This is a genomic window from Stutzerimonas zhaodongensis, assembly GCF_003696365.1.
GTDB classification, from domain to species: domain Bacteria; phylum Pseudomonadota; class Gammaproteobacteria; order Pseudomonadales; family Pseudomonadaceae; genus Stutzerimonas; species Stutzerimonas zhaodongensis.
Genome location: NZ_RFFM01000001.1, coordinates 516,772 through 536,897 on the forward strand (window position 1 = coordinate 516,772; position 20,126 = coordinate 536,897).

At 62.0% G+C, this 20,126-nt stretch carries 15 protein-coding genes; 7 read left to right on the forward strand and 8 right to left on the reverse strand.

Annotation, left to right across the window (positions count from 1 at the left end):
• Positions 1-21: 21 nt before the first annotated feature.
• From mscK to EA797_RS02310, 4 genes are all read right to left on the reverse strand, one after another.
• A complete protein-coding gene (gene mscK, locus EA797_RS02295) occupies positions 22-3,327 on the reverse strand; it encodes a mechanosensitive channel MscK (protein WP_122163572.1) in 3,306 nt (1,101 codons plus the stop codon).
• A gap of 112 nt (positions 3,328-3,439) precedes the next feature.
• A complete protein-coding gene (locus EA797_RS02300; protein ID WP_122163573.1) occupies positions 3,440-5,185 on the reverse strand; it encodes a potassium/proton antiporter in 1,746 nt (581 codons plus the stop codon).
• Positions 5,186-5,345: 160 nt separating this feature from the next.
• Complete coding sequence (locus EA797_RS02305; RefSeq protein ID WP_122163574.1) at positions 5,346-7,148, reverse strand: acyl-CoA dehydrogenase; 1,803 nt, start codon at positions 7,146-7,148, stop codon at positions 5,346-5,348.
• Positions 7,149-7,246: 98 nt separating this feature from the next.
• Positions 7,247-8,170, reverse strand: a complete 924-nt coding sequence (locus EA797_RS02310; RefSeq protein WP_122163575.1) for a polyprenyl synthetase family protein — start codon at positions 8,168-8,170, stop codon at positions 7,247-7,249.
• 117 nt (positions 8,171-8,287) lie between these two features.
• On the opposite strand from EA797_RS02310, the gene fni reads away from it, so the two are divergent.
• Genes fni through EA797_RS02335 form a run of 5 tightly spaced genes read left to right on the forward strand, consistent with a single transcriptional unit; the run spans position 8,288 to position 14,272 of the window.
• Complete coding sequence (gene fni / locus EA797_RS02315) at positions 8,288-9,337, forward strand: type 2 isopentenyl-diphosphate Delta-isomerase (protein ID WP_122163576.1); 1,050 nt, start codon at positions 8,288-8,290, stop codon at positions 9,335-9,337.
• A 46-nt stretch (positions 9,338-9,383) separates the two neighbouring features.
• Entirely contained in the window at positions 9,384-10,673 is a 1,290-nt protein-coding gene (locus tag EA797_RS02320) for a glycosyltransferase (protein ID WP_122163577.1), read from the forward strand.
• A complete protein-coding gene (crtY, locus tag EA797_RS02325) occupies positions 10,666-11,832 on the forward strand; it encodes a lycopene beta-cyclase CrtY (protein ID WP_122163578.1) in 1,167 nt (388 codons plus the stop codon). Before EA797_RS02320 ends, crtY begins: the two co-directional genes overlap by 8 nt.
• Positions 11,829-13,349 carry a phytoene desaturase gene (locus EA797_RS02330; RefSeq protein WP_122163579.1) on the forward strand — a complete coding sequence of 507 codons (1,521 nt, stop codon included), beginning with the start codon at positions 11,829-11,831 and terminating at the stop codon, positions 13,347-13,349. The genes crtY and EA797_RS02330 overlap by 4 nt, the downstream gene beginning before the upstream one ends.
• Positions 13,346-14,272: a phytoene/squalene synthase family protein gene (locus tag EA797_RS02335; protein ID WP_122163580.1), complete on the forward strand. Its 927-nt coding sequence runs from the start codon at positions 13,346-13,348 to the stop codon at positions 14,270-14,272. The genes EA797_RS02330 and EA797_RS02335 overlap by 4 nt, the downstream gene beginning before the upstream one ends.
• On the opposite strand, the gene EA797_RS02340 is transcribed toward EA797_RS02335, so the two are convergent.
• Together EA797_RS02340 and EA797_RS02345 are read right to left on the reverse strand one after the other, a co-directional pair.
• Complete coding sequence (locus tag EA797_RS02340; protein ID WP_122163581.1) at positions 14,232-14,765, reverse strand: sterol desaturase family protein; 534 nt, start codon at positions 14,763-14,765, stop codon at positions 14,232-14,234. The genes EA797_RS02335 and EA797_RS02340 overlap by 41 nt on opposite strands.
• Positions 14,766-14,860: 95 nt before the next feature.
• A complete protein-coding gene (locus tag EA797_RS02345; RefSeq protein WP_122163582.1) occupies positions 14,861-15,904 on the reverse strand; it encodes an NAD(P)H-dependent flavin oxidoreductase in 1,044 nt (347 codons plus the stop codon).
• Positions 15,905-16,050: 146 nt separating this feature from the next.
• Between EA797_RS02345 and EA797_RS02350 the strand changes: the two genes are divergently transcribed.
• Positions 16,051-16,890, forward strand: a complete 840-nt coding sequence (locus EA797_RS02350) for a 23S rRNA (adenine(2030)-N(6))-methyltransferase RlmJ (RefSeq protein WP_122163583.1) — start codon at positions 16,051-16,053, stop codon at positions 16,888-16,890.
• Positions 16,891-17,193: 303 nt separating this feature from the next.
• On the opposite strand, the gene EA797_RS02355 is transcribed toward EA797_RS02350, so the two are convergent.
• Both EA797_RS02355 and EA797_RS02360 read right to left on the reverse strand, forming a co-directional pair.
• Positions 17,194-18,168, reverse strand: coding sequence for a serine/threonine protein kinase (locus EA797_RS02355; protein WP_122163584.1), 975 nt, complete (start codon positions 18,166-18,168; stop codon positions 17,194-17,196).
• A 65-nt stretch (positions 18,169-18,233) separates the two neighbouring features.
• Positions 18,234-18,941, reverse strand: coding sequence for a ComF family protein (locus EA797_RS02360; RefSeq protein WP_122163585.1), 708 nt, complete (start codon positions 18,939-18,941; stop codon positions 18,234-18,236).
• A gap of 93 nt (positions 18,942-19,034) precedes the next feature.
• Here EA797_RS02360 and bioB point away from each other — a divergent pair, with 93 nt between their 5' ends.
• Positions 19,035-20,093 (forward strand): biotin synthase BioB, encoded by a 1,059-nt coding sequence (bioB, locus tag EA797_RS02365; protein WP_122163586.1) that lies wholly within the window; start codon positions 19,035-19,037, stop codon positions 20,091-20,093.
• Positions 20,094-20,126: the final 33 nt, after the last annotated feature.

The window sequence follows — 20,126 nt, forward strand, 5'->3', positions numbered from 1 at the left end:
CCGCGCCGCCTGTGATGTTCCTCAGGCCTGACCGTCGGCTGGTGGCGCGCTCGGCTTGTCGTCCGGTTGATTCAGTCGCGGCGCGGTGCCCAATTGCAGCATTTTGCCGTCGAGATTTTTCAGGAACACGTCCACCTGGCGGAAGGCGATGTTGATACCCGCCTTGGCGAATTCGCGGTCGATAAAGCGGTTGATCTCATCGGTCGCCGGGTTTCGATCGCCCAGGTCGCGTACGTGGATACGCAGCTCATGATCTAGCGTGCTCTCGCCGAAGTTGAGGAACAGGACCAGCGGTTCGGGGTCCTTGAGGACGCGCGGGTTTTCATGGGCTGCCTTGTAGAGCAGTTTCTTCGCCAGATCCAGATCCGAACCATAGGCCACGCCGACCTTGATCGTCACCCGCGTGACGGTATCGCTCAGCGACCAGTTCACCAGTTGCCCAGTGATAAAGGTCTTGTTCGGAACAATGATGTCCTTGCGGTCGAAGTCGGTGATGGTGGTGGCGCGGATTCGGATCCGGCTGACCGTACCCGACAGGTTGCCAATGGTCACCACATCGCCAATTCGCACTGGACGTTCGAACAAGATGATCAGGCCAGAGATGAAGTTGGCGAAGATCTCCTGCATACCGAACCCGAGGCCGACCGACAGCGCTGCGACCAGCCACTGCAACTTGTCCCAACTCACGCCCAGGGTCGATAACGTGGACACGATACCAATGCCTGCCAGCAGGTAGGACAGCAGCGTAGTGGTGGCATAGGCGCTGCCTTGCGCCAGACGCATCTTCGACAGCACCAGCACTTCCAGAAGGCCCGGCAGGTTGCGAGCCAGGGCAACCGTGATGGCAACGATAAGAAGCGCGCCGAGCAGGTTGTTCAGCGTGATGGCATTGGTGGTCGCAGTATCGCCAGCACCGCTGACGAACTCGTAAAGCACCACGTTATCCAGATAGGAGACAACGCTGATCAGGTCGGCCCAGACCCAGTAGAGCGAAGCGAAAAACAGGCCGAACATCGCCATACGCGTCAAACGCAGAGACTGCTGGTTCACCTGTTCGATGTCCAGCCCCGCCGCGCCGGTGGACTCGCTCGTATCGGTAGTTTCATCGACCTGCGATTCGCGTTTGGCCAGCGCGCGCTGATAGGCCAGGCGTCTGGCCGCGACGGTCAGGCCACGGACCAGTGTGGCCTCGATGACGATCCATGCGAGTAGCAGGTACAACGTGTCGATCAGTCGACCGGTCAGCTTCAGCGCCGTGTAGTAGTAGCCAAAGCCCACCACCACGATCAGCGCCAGCGGCAATATGCTGAACAGCAAACCGATGAAGCGGCGAACCGGCGGCGCGTTCTGGCTCGATGGCCCTTTGAGCAGCAAACGCGTAAGGCGCCAGCTCATCAGCGCAAAGCAGACCAGTACCACAACGATGCCGATGACGTCGTCAACCAGTGTGCCTGGCTGATGCTCGGCGATCGCCACGACAGCGACCAGTGCCATGACCACCAATCCGAGTCGGCGGATCTCGTTACGCAGGAACATCACTTGTGGACGGAACCAGCCGAAATGCGTCTCCGCGACGCGGTTCGGCGAGAGCATTCGGTAGGCGCTGTAGAACACCAGCCAGGCCTGTGCCATCTGGTAGAAGGCGGCGCCTAGGCTGATATTCTGGCCGCGCCCGTCCATCTGCAACACGTAGCCGCAAAGCGCCAGGAACAATGCGCCCGGCAGTGCCAGTAGGAAATTGAGCAGCAACGCCAGTGGCGTGTGCAATTGGCTGTCCTTGCGGAAATGGCCAATCTCGCTGCTGAGTGAGTCGAGCTTGGCGTCGATCGCCTTGCGGCGCCAGAGCAGCAGCCCGATCAGTAGCAGTAGCGGTACGAAGAACAGTGGGCGTTCGAGCAGGCCGGCACCCAGCGCGTGGAAAACCGAGCCCCATGGCATGGCCCTCAGCTGGCGGTCGAGGAGCGTCGGCACGCTCTTGAACCAGTCGAAATCGAGCGGCTTGTTGCTGGGAATCCAGAACATCTGCTCGTCCAGCGTCTCGCGTAGAGCCTGAGCCTTTGTCTGCAACTGGCGCTGGTTGAGTTGCAGCGTGATGGACTCGCTCAGCAATGCGTTCAATGAGTGATTGAGCCGGTCGAGCAGCTCACTGCGGGTGCGTATCAGCTCCGTGAGCGCGCTGCGCAGCTCGGGGGTCACCTCGCTGGCGGGTTGGCTGGCCAATTGCTGCTCAACGTAGTCCTCGACATTGCCGGATGACTCTCGACGCTGGTTCAGCTCGAACTGATAGAGCCGGATGTCGGCGATTTCGTCAGCCAGGTTCTTGTCGAGGCTCAGCTGCGGCAGCGCCTGCTTCTGCTGGTATAGGATTTTCGATAGCAACAGGCTGCCTTCGAGCACGGCGATCTGCTCTTCCAGCGCCTGGTCGGCCTGATTGAGTGTGTCCAGCTGCTGGCGGGTTTGAAGGTTCTGCTGAGTCAGGTCGTTGAGGCGCTCGGTGGCGCGTAGCAGATAGCCGGAGAGGCGCCGGTTTTCTTCGCTTTCAGCCGGCAGCAGCTTGTCGGAGCCGGCCTTTTCGGCCTTCAGCGAGAACTGCGCAACGGTCTGTTCGGATTCTTCCCGGCGCTTGTTATTGATGGCGGTCTGCAGCGCCATGGTTTCACGTTCGGCCCGGGCGATGCGCTCGGATAGAAGGTCGCGACGGGCGATCCCGAGATCCTGCAGCAGGCTGTTGCCAGCCAGTTCGTTGCGGCGCAGTTCGATCTGGGCGTTGAATGCGGCCTTTTCGGCGTTGAGCACCTCTCGGCGCTCGTCGCTTATTGGTTTGCCAGCCTCGCGACCTGATTTGAGCAGGCTGTTGATTTCGTCGATACGCGTCTGGAATTTGCTGATGTCAGCCTGAGCCCGCTCGGGACGGGTCTGGGCGCTGATGATCATGCTATTGGCTGCAGTCAGCGCTGTTTGCCAGGCGGACAGCTCCGCCACACGCTCGTCGAGTCGCTGCTCAAGCGCTGGCACCTTCAGGCTTGCCAGCTTCTGCGCCATGTCGCTGTCGTCGCTGTTCTTGAGCTTGCTGAGTTCGCGCTGTGAATCGGCGATTTCCTTGGGCGCGTTGGTCAGCTCCGTTTTTAGCGTGCTTAGCCGTTTCTGCGCTTTGGCGGCTTGTTCGGCCAAGGCTTGGCGGCGCTCGTCGGCACTCGGCTGGGCCGGCTTCGCAGCTTCCTCCTCGGCGGGCTGGTTGTTGGGCAGACCCGGGACGGATTGGGCAAGGGTGACGATCGGGGCAAAGGCGAGCAGGGTCGCCAGCAAGAGAGAGCGCAAGGAAGCCATAGCAGACATCGAATGATGAAAAAGAGTGCGGAGTCTAAGGGCTGTGTGAGGGCGAGGCGAGTCCGTAGATCGGAACTGTCCTGGCAGTTCGCATGCAGTCAGGTGCCGATGCTCAGAAGTGCAGCGAAGGACCGGGTTTGTTGCCCTCCGGAAACTTCAAGCCAACCTTGCGAACCTGGCCATGCTCCATTGTGGCAATGGTCCAGGTCAGCCCGTTCCATTCGATCTGATCGCCGATTACCGGCTTGCCACCGACACGTTCTGCAATGAATTGGCCGATCTGCAGCCGTCCGTCCACGTCACCCAGTTTGAGGCCATAAAGTGCGGCGAGGGCGCTCATCTCGGCTTCGGCTTCAAGGATGAAATCACCGAAGAAGCGCATGTCGCGGCCACGCTCGGGAGCTTCGCTGAACAGTTTGCCCAGTGCTGGCAGGTCTTCTTCGTGGCCGATCACGCAGAGAATGTCATCAACTTCCAGGCGCGTGCTGCCGGAAGGGTGCAACAGTGCACGGCCGCGAAATAGGGCCGCAATGCGCGTCCCGGTTGGCATCTTCAGTTCTCGCAGGGCGGCTCCGACGCACCATTTCTTGGCCGTCAGCCGATAGATGAACAGCTCCCATTGGCTGGTGTTGTGTATCTGCAAGCCCGCGCGGGAGATCGGTAGAGGTGAGGGCGGCACCTCGACCTTGGCCTTCTTCGCCGCCCAGGTGAGTGTCGAGCCCTGAAGCAGCAATGACACCAGCACGATGAAGAAGGCTACGTTGAAGTACAGCTGCGCGTTTTCCAGGCCGGCCATCAATGGGAACACCGCAAGGATGACCGGCACCGCGCCACGCAAGCCGATCCAGGAAATGAACAGGCGCTCGCGCAGCTGAAAACTACGGAACGGCAGCAGTCCAATAAATACCGCAAGCGGACGGGCAAACAGGATCATCCATAGAGAAAGCGCCAGTGCGGGCAGCGCGATTGGCAACAGCTCGCTGGGCGTGAGCAGCAGCCCGAGCACCAGAAACATGCCGATCTGGCTGAGCCAGGCCAGGCCGTCGAACATATGCAGGATGCCATGACGGTTACGGATCGGCCGATTCCCCAACAGCAGGCCGCAGACGTAGACGGCGAGAATGCCGCTGCCGCCGATGGCGCCGGACAGGGCGTAAATCATGATGCCACCGGCCACTGCCAGCAGTGGATACAGGCCGTCGGCGACTGAAAGGCGATTGATCAGATGCAGCAGCAGCCAGCCGCCGGACAAGCCGAGCAGGGTGCCGATGCCGAATTGTTGCAGCAGGTTGACGAAGAAGCCCCAGCCAAAGCCGGTCTGGCCGGAGGCGATCATGTCGATCAGTGCCACTGTGAGAAACATGGCCATCGGGTCGTTGCTGCCAGACTCGATTTCCAGTGTCGAACCAACCCGCTCGTTGAGCCCACGCCCATTGAGCAGGTTGAAGACCACCGCTGCGTCGGTCGAGCCGACAATGGCCCCAACCAGCAGACCCTGCATCAGCGACAGGTCGAATAACCAGGCAGCAGCCAGGCCGGTAAGCCCCGAAGTGATGATCACGCCGGCGGTGGCTAGCGAAAACGCGGGCCAGAGCGCGACGCGAAAGGTCGCGGCCCGGGTGCGCATGCCGCCGTCCAGCAGGATGATGGCAAGGGCCAGGTTACTGATCAGAAATGCCAGCGAGTAGTCATCGAAGACGATGCCGCCGATGCCATCGACACCCGCGAGCATGCCAACGGCCAGGAAGATAACGAGGATCGGCACGCCAAGGCGGGTCGACAGGGAGCTCATCAGGATGCTCGCCGCAACTAACAAGGCACCGATAAAAAACAGGTGGTTGATGTTGCCGATATCCAATGCGCTCTCCGAAGGTTAGTGCCGCTGTCGAACATGCAGGGTGCATGCCAGCGATTCTAACCTGCTGATTTGACATGCTGTCAAAAAAGCCCGTTGGGGTGACCGAGGGTCGGATCCAACGCGCGACACGGACCGAAAATGGACCGCGTCGCGCCAGTCTTCAGAACCAGTCTTCCTGCATGCTCAGGCAGGTGTCGTCGCGAGCAGCGAGAAGGTCGAGCTCGTGATGGCAGCTCGGTATTTCCCAGGTCAGGAAATACCGTGCGGCTTGAAGCTTGCCACGGTAGAAATCGACGTCTGCCTCGTTACCCTTTGCCAGACCCTGTTCGGCGCGGATTGCCTGCTCCAGCCACCGCCAGCCGATCACCGTGTGGCCGAAGACCTTCAAGTACAGCGCCGAATTGGCCAGCGCCTGATTGACCTTGCCAGCCATCAAGTCGCCAAGAAGGGCTTGTGTCACTTCGGTCAGACGACCCAGCAGTTGCTCCAGCGGTTGGCGCATTGCATCCAGCGAGCTGATTTCACTGGCGCGTGCACAGGTGCCCTGGATCAGGCCAAGTAGCTGACGCAGCCCCGCGCCGCCGTTCTGCGTCAGCTTGCGTGCAAGCAGGTCGAGAGACTGGATGCCGTGGGTACCTTCGTGAATCGGGTTCAGCCGATTGTCGCGGTAGTACTGCTCGACGGGGTACTCACGGGTATAGCCGTGGCCACCGAGAATCTGGATCGCCATTTCGTTGGCCTTGAGGCAGTACTCCGATGGCCAGGATTTGACGATGGGGGTGAGCAGGTCCAGCAGTTCGTGGGCGTTCTTGCGTTCTTCCTCGGTTGTGGCCGTTTGCTGCTCATCGACGATTCGTGCCGCGTACAGGCCGAGATCGAACGCGCCTTCCACATAGGCTTTCTGCGTCAGCAACATGCGCTTGACGTCAGTGTGCTGGATGATGGGTACCTGTGAGGAAGCAGGGTTCTTGCCATCTGGAAGACGCCCCTGCGGGCGCTCGCGTGCATAGTTGAGCGAGTACAGATAGCCGGCGTAGCCGAGCATGATCGCGCCCATGCCGACGCCGATGCGCGCGTCGTTCATCATCTGGAACATGTACGACAGGCCCTTGTGTGGCTCGCCCACCAGATAGCCGACGCAGTTGCCGTTGTCGCCGAAGTTCAGCGCCGTGGAGGTGGTGCCGCGCCAGCCCATCTTATGGAACAGGCCAGCCAGGATCACGTCGTTGCGCTCGCCCAGCGAGCCGTCTTCATTGACCAGGACCTTGGGCACTATGAACAGGCTGATGCCTTTCACCCCGGGAGGGGCATCCGGCAGCTTGGCCAGGACCATGTGCACGATGTTCTCCGACAGCGGGTGGTCGCCGCCGGAAATAAAGATCTTGTTGCCCTTGAGCCGATAGGTACCGTCGCCTGCGGGCTCGGCACGGGTGCGCAGGTCCGACAGGGACGAGCCAGCGTGCGGCTCGGTCAGCGCCATGGTGCCGAAGAAGCGACCTTCGAGCATCGGCTGGAGAAAGCGCTGCTTCTGCTCGTCACTGCCGAACACTTCGATCAGGTGCGAGGCGCCCATGGTCAGCATCGGATAGGAGGAAGTGCCGATGTTGGCGGACTGAAAATGCGCGAAGCAGGCCCGCGAGAGCAGGTTGGGCAACTGCATGCCGCCATCGTCAAAGCTGCGAGAAGCATTATGGAACCCGGCCTCGATGAAAGCGTCGACGGCAGGCTTCACTTCGGGAATCAATACGGCTTCGCCATCCGTGTAGATAGGCTCGTTTTCGTCGGCCTTGCGGTTGTGCGGGGCGAAGAGGTTTTCGGCAATGCTGCGGGCGGTGTCGATGGCCGCATCGAAGGTCTCGCGGCTGTGATCGGCGAAGCGCTCGCGCTGTGTCAGGCCTTCAGCATCCAGAACTTCATAGAGTTCGAATGCCAGGTTACGCGGGCAGAGCAGAGTCTCGGGCATGAAAAATCCTCCATTTACATGCACTCGAGTCTAAGGAGGCGGCCAGACAGCTGCCTAGCACCATACATTCGAGTGATGGGTCGACACAGCAGCGCCTTCTAGGCCTTGCCTGGCCCAGCCCAGTGTGGCCTCGCGCAGAAATACTCGAGCAATTGGGCCAGCTGGCCGCCACCGATGCCGGCGTCTATCAGGTGCTGTTCTGCCCTCGCGAGATGTTCTTCCACATGCTGGCGCGCCGCCTCCGGCCCAAGCAGTGCAACCACGGTGCTCTTACCGACGTCCTTGCCCGCATCCTTGCCGATCTGTTGCGGACTGAGGCCGTCGGCCAGATCGTCGAGCAATTGAAAAGCTAGCCCCAGTTCAGTGGCAAAGCCATTGAGATGGCGTGTGCAACTGGCGCTGGCATCAGCCAACAGGGCTGCGAATTCCACCGCTGCGGTAAACAACGGGCACGTCTTGAGGCGATTGGTATGGGCGATGGCCTCAAGGGGCCGAGCGCGTTGCCCTTCGCGCAGGTCATGGAACTGGCCGCGCACCAGACCTTGAGCGCCTGTCGCCTGGGCCAGCAGGCGTACCAGCTGATTTCGCACCGAGGCGGGTATATCAGCGGGCGAGGCGGCTATGCTGAAAGCTTGGCTGAGCAAGGCAACGGAACCGAGCACGGCAACGTCTTCGCCAAATTGCAGGTGGATCGTCGGGCGACCACGGCGCAGCTCGGCGTTGTCCATGCAGGGCATGTCATCAAGAAACAGCGAGGCGGCATGCACCATTTCCAGCGCACAGGCGAGGTCCAGGCCGGCATCGGAGGCCTCGCCACCCTGCAGGTCCTGAAGCGTCAGCAGCAGCAAAAGAGGTCGGATGCGTTTGCCCGGAGCCAGGGTTCCATCGCGCATCGCGTTGCCGATAGCGTCCTGCGGGGGCGCTGGCGGCAGCCACTGGTCAAGCCTTTCGTCAACCTGGGCACGCAACGCACCGACCCTCTTTTCGAAGTCGTGTTGCGTGTTCGGCAAAGCGATGGCCATGACGACCTCCTGTATCGTTTTTCGTTAGATATCGTGACAATACCTGTACAGCGTGTATAAGTCTTGGCACTTTTAATGACCACTTACGTCCACATAAGGTCATCGAACGAGGCGCTAATGAGTAAAGAACATATTGCAGGGCGCAAGAATGATCATCTGGACATCGTTCTCGACCCGCGCCGCGCCTGTTCAGCGGTCGATCCAGGCTATGCCGCACTGACGTTCGAGCATTGTGCGGTGCCGGAGTTGCGTCTGGACGATATCGATATTTGTGCCGTGCTATTCGGCAAGACGCTTTCGGCGCCGCTTCTGATCAGCTCCATGACCGGCGGCGCGGCCCGCGCCACGCAGATCAACAGGCATCTGGCCATAGCTGCTGAAGCCTTGGGCATCGCGCTGGCGGTCGGCTCCCAGCGCATCGCGCTGGAAACAGGCGCCGACCAGGGTTTGACCCGGCAACTGCGTGAACTCGCCCCTTCCGTCCCCCTGTTGGCCAATTTGGGTGCGGCTCAGCTGGTGGCTGGATATGGCGTGGACGAGGCGCAGCGGGCGGTCGACATGATCGAAGCCGACGCCCTGATCATTCATCTCAATCCGTTGCAGGAAGCGGTGCAGGTGGGTGGGGACCGTGATTGGCGTGGCGTACTGCTGGCGATCGAGGCGTTGGCTTCGCGATTGCCCGTGCCGTTGGTGGCTAAGGAAGTGGGCGCCGGCATTTCCCCGGCCGTGGCGCAGCGCTTGCTGGATGTCGGCGTGTCGGTAATCGATGTGGCGGGTGCGGGCGGTACCAGTTGGGCCGCGGTCGAGGCTGAACGAGCGCTCGATCCGCAACAGCGGGCCATTGCCCAGGCTTTTGCTGGGTGGGGAATCCCCAGCGCCCGGGCGATAGCAGAGGTGCGCCGTGCGTGTCCCGGTGCGCATCTGATTGCATCCGGCGGTATACGGGACGGCATCGATGCAGCCAAGGCCATTCGACTTGGTGCAGACCTGGTCGGCCAGGCTGCCGGCGTACTGGATGCCGCGCTGGTCGGGCCGGAAGCGGTGATCGAGCATTTCCAGGTGCTGATACAGCAGCTGCGAGTCGCGTGCTTCTGTACCGGCTCGGCCAACCTCGTGGCTTTGGCCCAGGCGCCATTGCTGGCACCCTTCGACCCATCTGCAACCTGATGAACCGGCACATCGGTTTGGATCGCGACCGACAGGGGTGCTGCGCATGACCCATTTTGCTGTGATCACTCCACCGTTTCACAGCCACCTGCGGGCTATGGAAGCCATCGCGGGCGAGCTGCTTGAGAAGGGGCATCGTGTCACCTTTATCCAGCAAGCCGACGTGGCCAACTCGTTGCGTCATCCGCACTTGCAATTTGCTCAGGTTGGCACTGCATCGCATCCGCCCGGCTCGCTGAAGGCAGTGATCGAGCGCGCCGCTCGGCCAGGCGGGCCATGGGGTATACGTCGGGTCATCGCTGATATGGCTGCCGCCACCGAGATGTTCTGCCGGGATGCGCCACCCTTGTTGCGCTCGCTAGGGGTCGAGGCGCTGATAGTCGACCAGATGGAGCCGGCCGGTGGGCTGCTGGCCGAGTACCTGGAGCTGCCATTCGTGTCGATTGCCTGTGCATTGCCAGTCAATCGCGAAGCGCTGGTGCCGCTGCCTGTCATGCCGTGGCGCTACCAGCCGACACCGTGGGGTGAGCAACTGAATCTGCACAGCAGCAACGTCTATGATCGGGCCATGCAAGCACACGCTGCCGTGATCTCGCGTTATGCCGCTGAATTCGGTCTTCCGCCACGGCAGCGACTCGACGAATGCCTGTCGCCCCTGTTGCAGCTCAGCCAGGCCACGGCTCGTTTCGATTTCCCGCGCAGCGCTCTGCCTGCGCATTGCTACGGCGTCGGCCCTCTGCGCCCAGCATTGGCCGACGAGCCCGCGCTGGACCTCCCGGTTGCCCACGGCAAGCCCTTCGTCTTCGCTTCGTTGGGCACCTTGCAGGGCGATCGCTATGGCTTGTTCCAGCGCATCGCCGCGGCCTGCCATGAGCTCGACATACAATTGCTGATCGCCCACTGCGGGCGTCTGGATGCTCGGCAGGAGCAGCGCCTGCTACGCGCCGGCGCGAGTTGGGTGACCGATTTCGCGCCGCAGCGGGCAGTGCTGGCGCGTGCCGATGCTCTGATCACCCATGCCGGCCTGAATACCGTGCTCGACGCGCTGGAAGCTGGCGTGCCATCCCTCGCCCTGCCGATCGCGTTCGACCAGCCCGGCGTAGCGGCGCGGGTGGTTCATGCAGGCGTTGGCCTGAAGCTCGACCCGCGCCTGGCCAGCCGTCGGCGTATCGCCAAGGCGCTGCGCCAGTTGTTGAGCGAGCCATGCTATGCCCAACGCGCACGTAGCCTGGGTGAAGATGTTCGCGCAGCAGGCGGTGCCCCTCGAGCTGCACGGTTGATCGAGCGCTCGCTCGGGATCGAGGCGCCCGCTACGCAAGGAGTGGAGCATGGCTGATGCCGACCTGATCCTGGTGGGCGGCGGGCTGGCCAACGGCTTGCTGGCGATGCGGTTGCGGCAGCAGCGACCGGACCTTCGCCTGCTGTTGCTGGAGCAAGGTGAAACCCTGGGCGGCAATCACACCTGGTCCTTTCACCAGCACGATCTGTCGCCAACCCAGCACCGCTGGTTGAAACCATTGGTAGGCATACACTGGCCTGGATACGAAGTGATCTTTCCGGATATCAATCGGCGGCTGGATAGCGGTTACGCGAGTATTTTTTCAGAGCGGTTTCATCAGCATCTGATGGCAGAACTCGGCGACGGCGTGCGTCTGCGTGTGGCCGCTGTAGACGTTGAGCCGCAGCGGGTGCGGTTAGCCTCGGGCGAAGTTCTGCACGCAGGCGCGGTGATTGATGGGCGCGGGGTACGCCAGACCAGGCAACTGGCACTGGGCTTTCAGAAATTCCTCGGCCAGGAAGTGCGGTTGGAGCAGCCGCACGGTTTAGTGGAGCCGATAATTATGGATGCCAGCGTCGCCCAGCACGACGGTTATCGCTTCGTCTACGTACTGCCGCTCAGCGCCGATACCCTGCTGATCGAAGACACCTACTACGCCGATGGCGATGCCGTGGCGCTCGATACGCTGCGTGACAACATCGCGCGTTACGCCAGCGGCCGTGGTTGGGCCATCGCCGAGATGCTGCGTGAAGAGCAGGGAGTATTGCCCATCGTGCTCTCCGGTGACCTGCCGGCATTCTGGGATGAGGCGCGCGGCGTACCGCAGACGGGGCTGGCCGCAGCCTTGTTCCATCCCACCACCGGCTACTCGCTGCCTGACGCGGTGCGCCTGGCTGATCATCTGATTGCTCTGGATCGCTGGGATGCCGCCAGCCTGTTCGAGGCGACCCGCGATTACTCGTTGGCGCAATGGCGCCAGCGCGGCTTCTTCCGATTGCTCAATCGCATGCTGTTCATGGCCGGACCGGCAGATCGCCGCTGGGCCGTAATGCAGCGCTTCTATCGCCTGCGCGAACCGCTGATTCGGCGTTTTTACGCGGCAGATCTGACCACCTGGGACCGCTTGCGCATCGTCTCGGGCAAACCTCCTGTACCGGTCGGCGAAGCGCTGCGTGCGCTGGCTGCCGGTAATTTGCACCACAAGGACAAACGATGAACGAGCCGACAGGTAGGACGCCCAAGCGGGCCGTGGTGATTGGCGCCGGTTTCGGCGGGCTGGCGCTGGCGATTCGGCTGCAGCGTGCCGGTATTCAAACGACCCTGCTGGAAAAGCGCGACAAGCCGGGTGGCCGCGCCTATGTCTATCACGACCAGGGTTTTACCTTCGATGCCGGTCCGACGGTGATCACCGATCCGCCAGCGCTCGACGAGCTATTCACCGGCGCGGGGAAGCGCATGGCCGACTACGTCGAATTGCTGCCTGTCAGTCCGTTCTACCGGCTGTGCTGGGAGGACGGTTACAGCTTCGATTACGTCAACGATCAGGTCGAACTGGATCGGCAGATCCATGCGTTGAATCCCAAGGATGTCGCCGGCTACCAGCGTTTTCTCGCCTATTCGCGGGCAGTGTACGAAGAGGGTTACGTCAAGCTGGGCACCGTGCCCTTCCTGTCGTTTCGCAGCATGATCGGTGTCGCGCCGCAGCTGGCCAAGCTGCAGGCCTGGCGCAACGTGTACAGCATGGTGGCCAAGTTCGTTGAGAACGACCGGCTGCGGCAGGCGCTTTCCTTTCACTCCCTGTTGGTCGGCGGCAACCCCTTCGAAACCTCGTCCATCTATGCGCTGATCCACGCGCTGGAGCGCCAGGGTGGTGTCTGGTTTCCGCGTGGCGGCACCGGTGCGCTGGTGCAAGGCATGGTCAAGCTGTTCGAAGACTTGGGCGGCAAGCTTGAGCTGAACGCCGAGGTGGCGAGCATCGAGCTGGTCAGTGGGCGGGCGAGAGCCGTAACCACGTGGGACGGGCGTCGCTTCGATGCTGATGCGGTGGCCTCCAACGCTGATGTGGTCAACACCTACAAGCAACTGCTCGGTCATGAACAGCGTGGTCGCGAAGAGGCCAAACGGCTCTCCGGCAAGCGGTTCTCGATGTCGCTGTTCGTCATTCATTTCGGCCTCAAGCGCCGCCATGAGCACCTGCAACATCACACGGTGTGCTTCGGCCCGCGCTACCGCGAGCTGATCGACGAGATCTTCAAGCACGAGACACTGGCTGACGACTTTTCCCTCTACCTGCATGCACCCTGCGTGACCGACCCATCGCTGGCGCCGGAGGGCTGCGCCAGTCATTACGTGCTCGCCCCGGTACCGCACCTGGGCACGGCGGATATCGACTGGGCGGTGGAGGGGCCGAAATACCGCGATCGCATTTTCGAATACCTCGAACGCTATTACATACCCGGGCTGCGCGGCGATCTGGTCACCCATCGGATCTTCACACCGCACGATTTCCGTGACGAGCTCAATGCTCATCTCGGCTCGGCTTTTTCGCTGGAGCCGATCCTCACCCAAAGCGCCTGGTTCCGCCCGCACAACCGCGATGACGTGATCCCTAACCTCTATATCGTCGGGGCCGGAACCCATCCTGGCGCGGGTGTGCCGGGCGTCGTCGGTTCGGCCAAAGCTACAGCCGGGTTGATGCTGGAGGACTTTATGCTGGAGGGCCGGGCCGGATGAACGATCAGGTGGTCGACCACTCGACCCAAGCGATCAATGTCGGTTCGAAGAGCTTCGCTGCGGCGGCGAAGCTCTTCGACGAGCGCACCCGCCAGGGTGCTGTGATGCTCTATGCCTGGTGCCGTCATTGCGATGATGTGATCGACGGGCAGACGCTGGGCCACGGTCAGGTCCAGGGCGATCGCTCCACCGGCGAAGCGCGACTGGCCGAGCTGGTCGATCTCACTGAGCGCGCCTATGCGGGCGAGCCGATGAGCGATCCGGCCTTTGCTGCGTTTCAGCAGGTGATTCAGCGGCACCAGATCCCCAAGCGATACCCCCTCGAACATCTCGCCGGTTTTCGCATGGATGTGCAGGACTACCCTTACCAGACGCTCGATGACACGCTGCTCTACTGCTATCGCGTCGCCGGCGTGGTGGGCCTCATGATGGCGCGGGTGATGGGCGCCGAAGCGGAGCCGACGCTGGATCGCGCCTGTGATCTGGGGTTGGCGTTTCAGTTGACCAATATTGCCCGCGATATCGTCGAGGATGCCCATATCGGGCGCATCTACCTGCCAGCGGACTGGTTGGCTGAGGTGGGCATTCCAGAGGATCAGGTCGCACTGCCGGAGCGCCGTGCTGCACTGGCGACCCTGGCGGCGCGGTTGGTGGATCTTGCTGAGCCCTACTACCAGTCGGCGATCCAGGGCTTGCGCGACCTGCCGCTGCGCTCGGCCTGGTCCATCGCCACGGCCCACGGGGTCTACCGGCAGATTGGCGTCGAAGTGAAAGCGCGCGGAGCGGGGGCGTGGGATACGCGCGTCTCGACCAGCAAAGGTCAGAAAGTACAGTTCCTGTTGGGTGGCGGGGTACTGGCCCTGGCCTCGCGAAAGATGCAGGTCAGGCCGCGTCCTGATTCGCTGTGGCAGCGTCCGAGTTAGAAGCACCCTGATTTTTGCGCAGTGGTCCGTCGTGCAGCTCACGCAGCTGTTGCTTGAGTACTGGCAGTGGCGGCGCGTATAGAAAGCCGAATGACACGCAGCGCTCCTTGCCTTCTACCGCATGGTGCATGCGGTGCGCCTGATAGAGGCGCTTGAGATAGCCGTTACGCGGCACGTAGCGCAGCGGCCAGCGATGATGTACCAAGCCATCATGGGCGATGAAATAGAGCGCGCCATAAGCGGTCATGCCAGCGCCGATCCACTCCAGCGGACCGTAACCGGCGGTGCCCAGCGCGATCAGCAGAATCGCGACCCCGGCAAAGACGATCGCGTAGAGATCGTTTTTTTCGAACCAGCCGGTGCGCGGCTCGTGGTGCGACTTGTGCCAGCCCCAACCCCAGCCGTGCATCACGTACTTATGCGCCCACCAGGCGAACAGTTCCATGCCGGCCAGGGTGGCAAGAAAAACCAGTGTGTTGGTTAGCACGGTCATATCCGATCCGTTCGTTTTGCAGATGGGCCTAGTCTACGCCCTGCAGGGCACTAGTCGAGCCCGGGTCCGACGCTTGGCGTGCGCTCGATTGCCGCTCAACCTTGCCATCCTGTGGCCAGCGCTCTGGTCAATTGAGCGGCAGGAATGGCCTGGCAGCCGCTGACGTTCTGTCCAGCCCATAGCGGCGAGAAATGATCGATCCCCGCCGGTTCGGCTTTGCTGCGCAGGCTGGCGATGGCATTTCCAGCGAGTGGGAAGGCCGGCACTGCGCCAGGTCTCGGGCCCAGCTCCCGCATGAGCCGATTGACGATGCCCCGAGCAGGGCGGCCTGAGAACAATGTCGTCAGCACAGTGTGCTCTGCGGCCGAGCTCTGCAGCGCTTGGCGGTGCAGTGGGCTGGTGCGGCTCTCGTCGCACAGCAGGTAAGCGGTGCCAACCTGCACGCCTGCCGCGCCAAGGGCTTTTGCTGCGGCGACACCCGCTGCATCGGCAATCCCGCCGGCGGCAATCACCGGAACATCCAGCGTGCCGGCCAGCTGCGGCAGCAAGGCGAAGGTGCCGATCTGGCTGTCGATATCGCCACTCAGGAACATGCCGCGGTGGCCGCCGGCTTCCAAACCTTGGGCGATCACCGCATCGACGCCCTGCGCCTGCAGCCAACGGCCTTCTTCCAGGGTCGTTGCGCTGGAGAGGATCTTCGCCCCCGTTGCTTTCACGCGTTGCAGCAACTCCGGCTCAGGTAGGCCGAAGTGGAAGCTGACGACCGCAGGGCGGTGCCGCTCCAGCACCTCGGCCATTGCCGCATCGAACGGTTTGCGGGTCGCGCCGGTGGGAATGCTCCCGGCGTCGATTCCCTGCTCATGAAGATACGGTTCCAGCAGCGCCAGCCAGGCTTGATTGCGTGTGGCGTCTTCGGTGGGCGTCAGGTGGCAGAAGAAGTTCAGGTTGTAAGGCTTACCCGTCAGCGCGGCGATGGCGGTCAGCTCAGCGTCGAGAGTCTCGGCGTTGAGCATGCCGGCGGGTATCGAGCCCAGCCCGCCGGCCTCGGAAACCGCCGCGGCGAGTTGATGGTTCTGCGAACCGGCCATCGGCGCCTGGATGACTGGTAGCGTGATATGGAAAAGATCTCGAATGTCCATCAGACGTCCTGATTGGCTGGGGGCAGGGCTGATCACTGTAGCAGCCGTTTGTCGAGGTTATGCATCCTTGGCGGCCATGCATTTTCGTCCAGTCCCTGCGAATCCTGGCTGGCACAGTTAGACTGTGCACTCTTCAGGAGTGCCCGATGAACTACCGCCACGCTTTTCACGCCGGCAATCACGCCGACGTCTTCAAACACCTCGTGTTGTCCCGGCTGTTCGCCATGCTGGCGCGAAAAGAGGCACCTTTCGCGTATCTCGACAGCCATGCCGGCGTGGGCCTGTATGACCTGGCGGGCGATCAGGCCAACCGTACCGGCGAATGGCTGCAAGGCATTGCGCGCCTGTGGCAGGCCAACGACGTCCCGGCAATAGCCGAGAATTATCTGGAAGTGATCCGCTCGCTCAATCCTGACGGTGCACTGCGTTATTACCCCGGCTCTCCAGAACTGGCGCGCCAGTTGACGCGCCCGCAGGATCGCCTGCAGCTCAATGAAAAACACCCCGAAGACGGCCGCCTTCTGAAAGACAACATGACCGGCGACCACCGTGTAGCGGTGCACCTGGGTGAGGGTTGGCACGTGCCGCGGGCCTTGATGCCTACCCATGAAAAGCGCGTGGTGCTGCTGGTCGACCCACCGTTCGAAAAGGCTGACGAGCTGAGCCGCTGCGTTCAGGCACTGAGCGAGGCGCTGGGTCGTATGCGCCAGACCATCGGTGTCATCTGGTATCCGATCAAGGATGAGCGCCAGCTCAAGCGTTTTTATCAGGACCTGTCGCGATCTGGCGCGCCCAAACTGCTGCGGGCCGAGCTGTTCGTTCATCCCGCCGATGATGCGCTGCGGCTCAATGGTTCAGGATTGGCCATCAGCAATCCGCCGTGGGGGCTGGAGGAAGAGTTGCGCGAACTGCTGCCCTGGCTAGCCAAGCTGCTCGGCCAAAGTAAAGGCGACTGGCGGCTGGACTGGTTGATCGAAGAAAAGTAGCGGTAGCGCGTCCTGTAGCGAGAATGTCACTTCGGCGATACGCAGCTGGAGCGCGCCTCGCCTTCCGTTGGAGCGAGCTCGCTCGTGATCAGCGGCGGTCCATTCGCACGCGATGTGTGGTCGTAAAACCTGGACATGGCGGCTAGCCCTGATCGCGGTAAGCTGGCTCGTACGTAGACTGCGCTTTGGGTGAATGTCGCTTTTGCATCCCCCATGCCGTCGCTCGGTGGGGCCTTGAAGCCCGGTAGGGTGGCTTCAGCCCACATACAAAACGCAGCGGACCGCGGCCGAGGACGCCGCCAGCTAGAACAACTTCAAGGGCTCTTCCTGCAACGCTGACATCTGCTCGCGGAGAATCAGCACCTGATCGCCCCAGTAGCGTTCGGTGCCGAACCACGGGAAACTCATCGGGAAGGCCGGATCATCCCAGCGGCGGGCCAGCCAGGCGCTGTAGTGCATCAGGCGAATGGCGCGCAAGGCTTCGATCAGCGGCAGTTCCCGCGGGGTGAAGTCGTGAAACTCGTTGTAGCCATCCACCAGTTCCGAGAGTTGGCCGAGCCGCTCGTGACGCTCCCCAGCGAGCATCATCCAGATATCCTGCACCGAAGGGCCCATACGGCAGTCATCCAGGTCCACCAGGTGAAATGCGTCGTCGCGGGCGAGAATGTTGCCGGGGTGGCAGTCGCCATGCAGGCGGATCGGCTGGAAGTCGGTGCTTGCGAACACGTCGTCTACGCGCTTCAACAGGTCGCGAGCGACTGATTCATAAGCGGGCAACAGGCTCTTGGGGATGAAATTGCCATTGAGCAAAGTCGCCAGCGACTCGTGGCCGAAATTCTGGGCGCTGAGCGTTTCGCGGTGCTCGAACGGGCGGCTGGCGCTGACCGCATGCATGCGGCCCAGCAACTGGCCCAGTCGATAGAGCTGGTCGAGATTACCCGGCTCGGGTGCCCGTCCGCCGCGTCTGGGGAAGAGTGCGAAGCGGAAACCGGCGTGTTCGAACAACGTTCTGCCATCGCGTTCGGTCGGAGCCACCACAGGAATTTCCCTATCAGCCAATTCCTTGGAGAACCGATGCTCCTCCAGAATGGCTTCGTTGCTCCAGCGGCCTGGCCGATAGAACTTCGCCACAATGGGCGTCTCATCCTCGATGCCGACCTGATAGACGCGATTTTCGTAACTGTTCAGCGCCAGCACGCGTGCATCGCTGATGAAGCCGGCACTCTCCACCGCATCGAGCACAAGATCAGGCGTAAGCGTGTCGAAAGGGTGGCTCATGGTCGGCTCCGTGGACGGGTCGCCAGTGTATTGCACTTGCGTGTTTACACAACCGGAGTCACCGGTTACTCGCCAGGTTTGGGAGTCCGGGCCAGGCAATAGACATCGACGCGGGCCGCCCCGGCACGCTTCAGCAGGCGAGCCAATGCCTCGGCGGTGGCGCCGGTGGTGAGGACGTCATCGACGATCGCGACGTGGCGCCTGGCCACGCCATTATCGTTGGAAAGCGCGAACGCATGGCGCAGGTTTCGCCGCCGGTCGGCCGCGTCGAGTTGCTGTTGTGACTGAGTATCCTGCACTCGCTGCAGCAGCTTCTTATCGACCGGGACTGCCAATGCGGGACTCAGCCAATCGGCAAGCATCTGCGCCTGGTTGAAGCCACGCTGGCGCAAGCGCTTGCGGGCCAGTGGAACCGGCAGAAGCGCATCGGGGCGGGGAAGACCGTCATTGAAGGCATGATTGAGGTGGCGTCCCAGCTGTTCGGCGAGCAGCCTGCCGAGTGGCCAGCGCGCCTGGTGCTTGAAACGGCTGATCAGGCTGTCCACCGGAAAGGCGAAGCGCCACGGAGCGCTCACGTGGTCGAAGCTCGGAGGCCGCTTCAAGCACTCACCGCACACAAGGCCCAGCGCGGGCAGCGGCAGGGCGCAGACCGTGCACTGCTCATTGAGCCAGGGAAGATCCGCCTCACAGGCTCCGCAGATCGACTGATTGGCTTCGCAGCGATTATCGCAAAGTGCGCAGTAGTGTTCAATATTTAACCAGTTGTAAACCATGATTCCTTTCCTGGTTGACAGCATCTTCGGCTTGGCTAACCATTTCGCATCCGTGCCTGGCCGCCGAGCCGCTATTAATTACAAGGAATGCCCATGAGCGCCACTGCCGCTTCCGTTACCCGCCACGACTGGAGCCTCGCCGAAGTCAAGGCGCTCTTCGAGCAGCCGTTCAACGATCTGATCTTTCAGGCTCAGGCCGTTCACCGCCAGCATTTCGATGCCAATCGTGTGCAGGTCTCCACATTGCTCTCGATCAAGACCGGCGCTTGCCCCGAGGACTGCAAGTACTGTCCCCAGTCGGGCCATTACAACACCGGTCTCGATAAAGAAAAGTTGATGGAAGTACAGAAAGTGCTGGAAGCCGCCGCCGAAGCCAAGGCCATCGGCTCGACGCGCTTCTGCATGGGTGCTGCCTGGAAACACCCGTCTGCCAAGGACATGCCCTACGTGCTGAAAATGGTCGAGGGCGTGAAGGCCCTGGGACTGGAAACCTGCATGACCCTCGGCAAGCTGGATCAGGAGCAGACCAAGGCACTGGCGACCGCTGGGCTGGACTACTACAACCACAACCTCGATACCTCGCCGGAGTTCTACGGCAACATCATCACCACACGCACCTACGCCGACCGCCTGGAAACGCTGAGCTACGTTCGCGACGCGGGCATGAAGATCTGCTCAGGCGGAATCCTCGGCATGGGCGAGTCGCTGAACGACCGCGCGGGCTTGTTGATCCAACTGGCCAACCTGCCCGAGCACCCCGAGTCAGTGCCGATCAATATGCTGGTCAAGGTCAAGGGCACACCGCTGGCAGACGAGCAGGATGTGGATCCCTTCGACTTCATTCGTATGCTCGCCGTGGCGCGGATCATGATGCCGAAATCCCACGTGCGGCTGTCGGCCGGCCGCGAGCAGATGAATGAGCAGATGCAAGCGCTGGCATTCCTCGCAGGTGCCAACTCGATCTTCTACGGCGAGAAGCTGCTGACCACCGGCAACCCTCAGGCGGACAAGGACATGCTGCTGTTCCAGCGGCTGGGCATCAAGCCCGAAGCGCGCGAAGAGCACGACGATGAGGTGCATCAGGCTGCCATCGAACAGGCCCTGGTGGAGCAGCGCGACAGCGAGTTGTTCTATAACGCCGCGTCGGCCTGACCTGCACCGACGGGTTTCACGAACCCTGTAGGG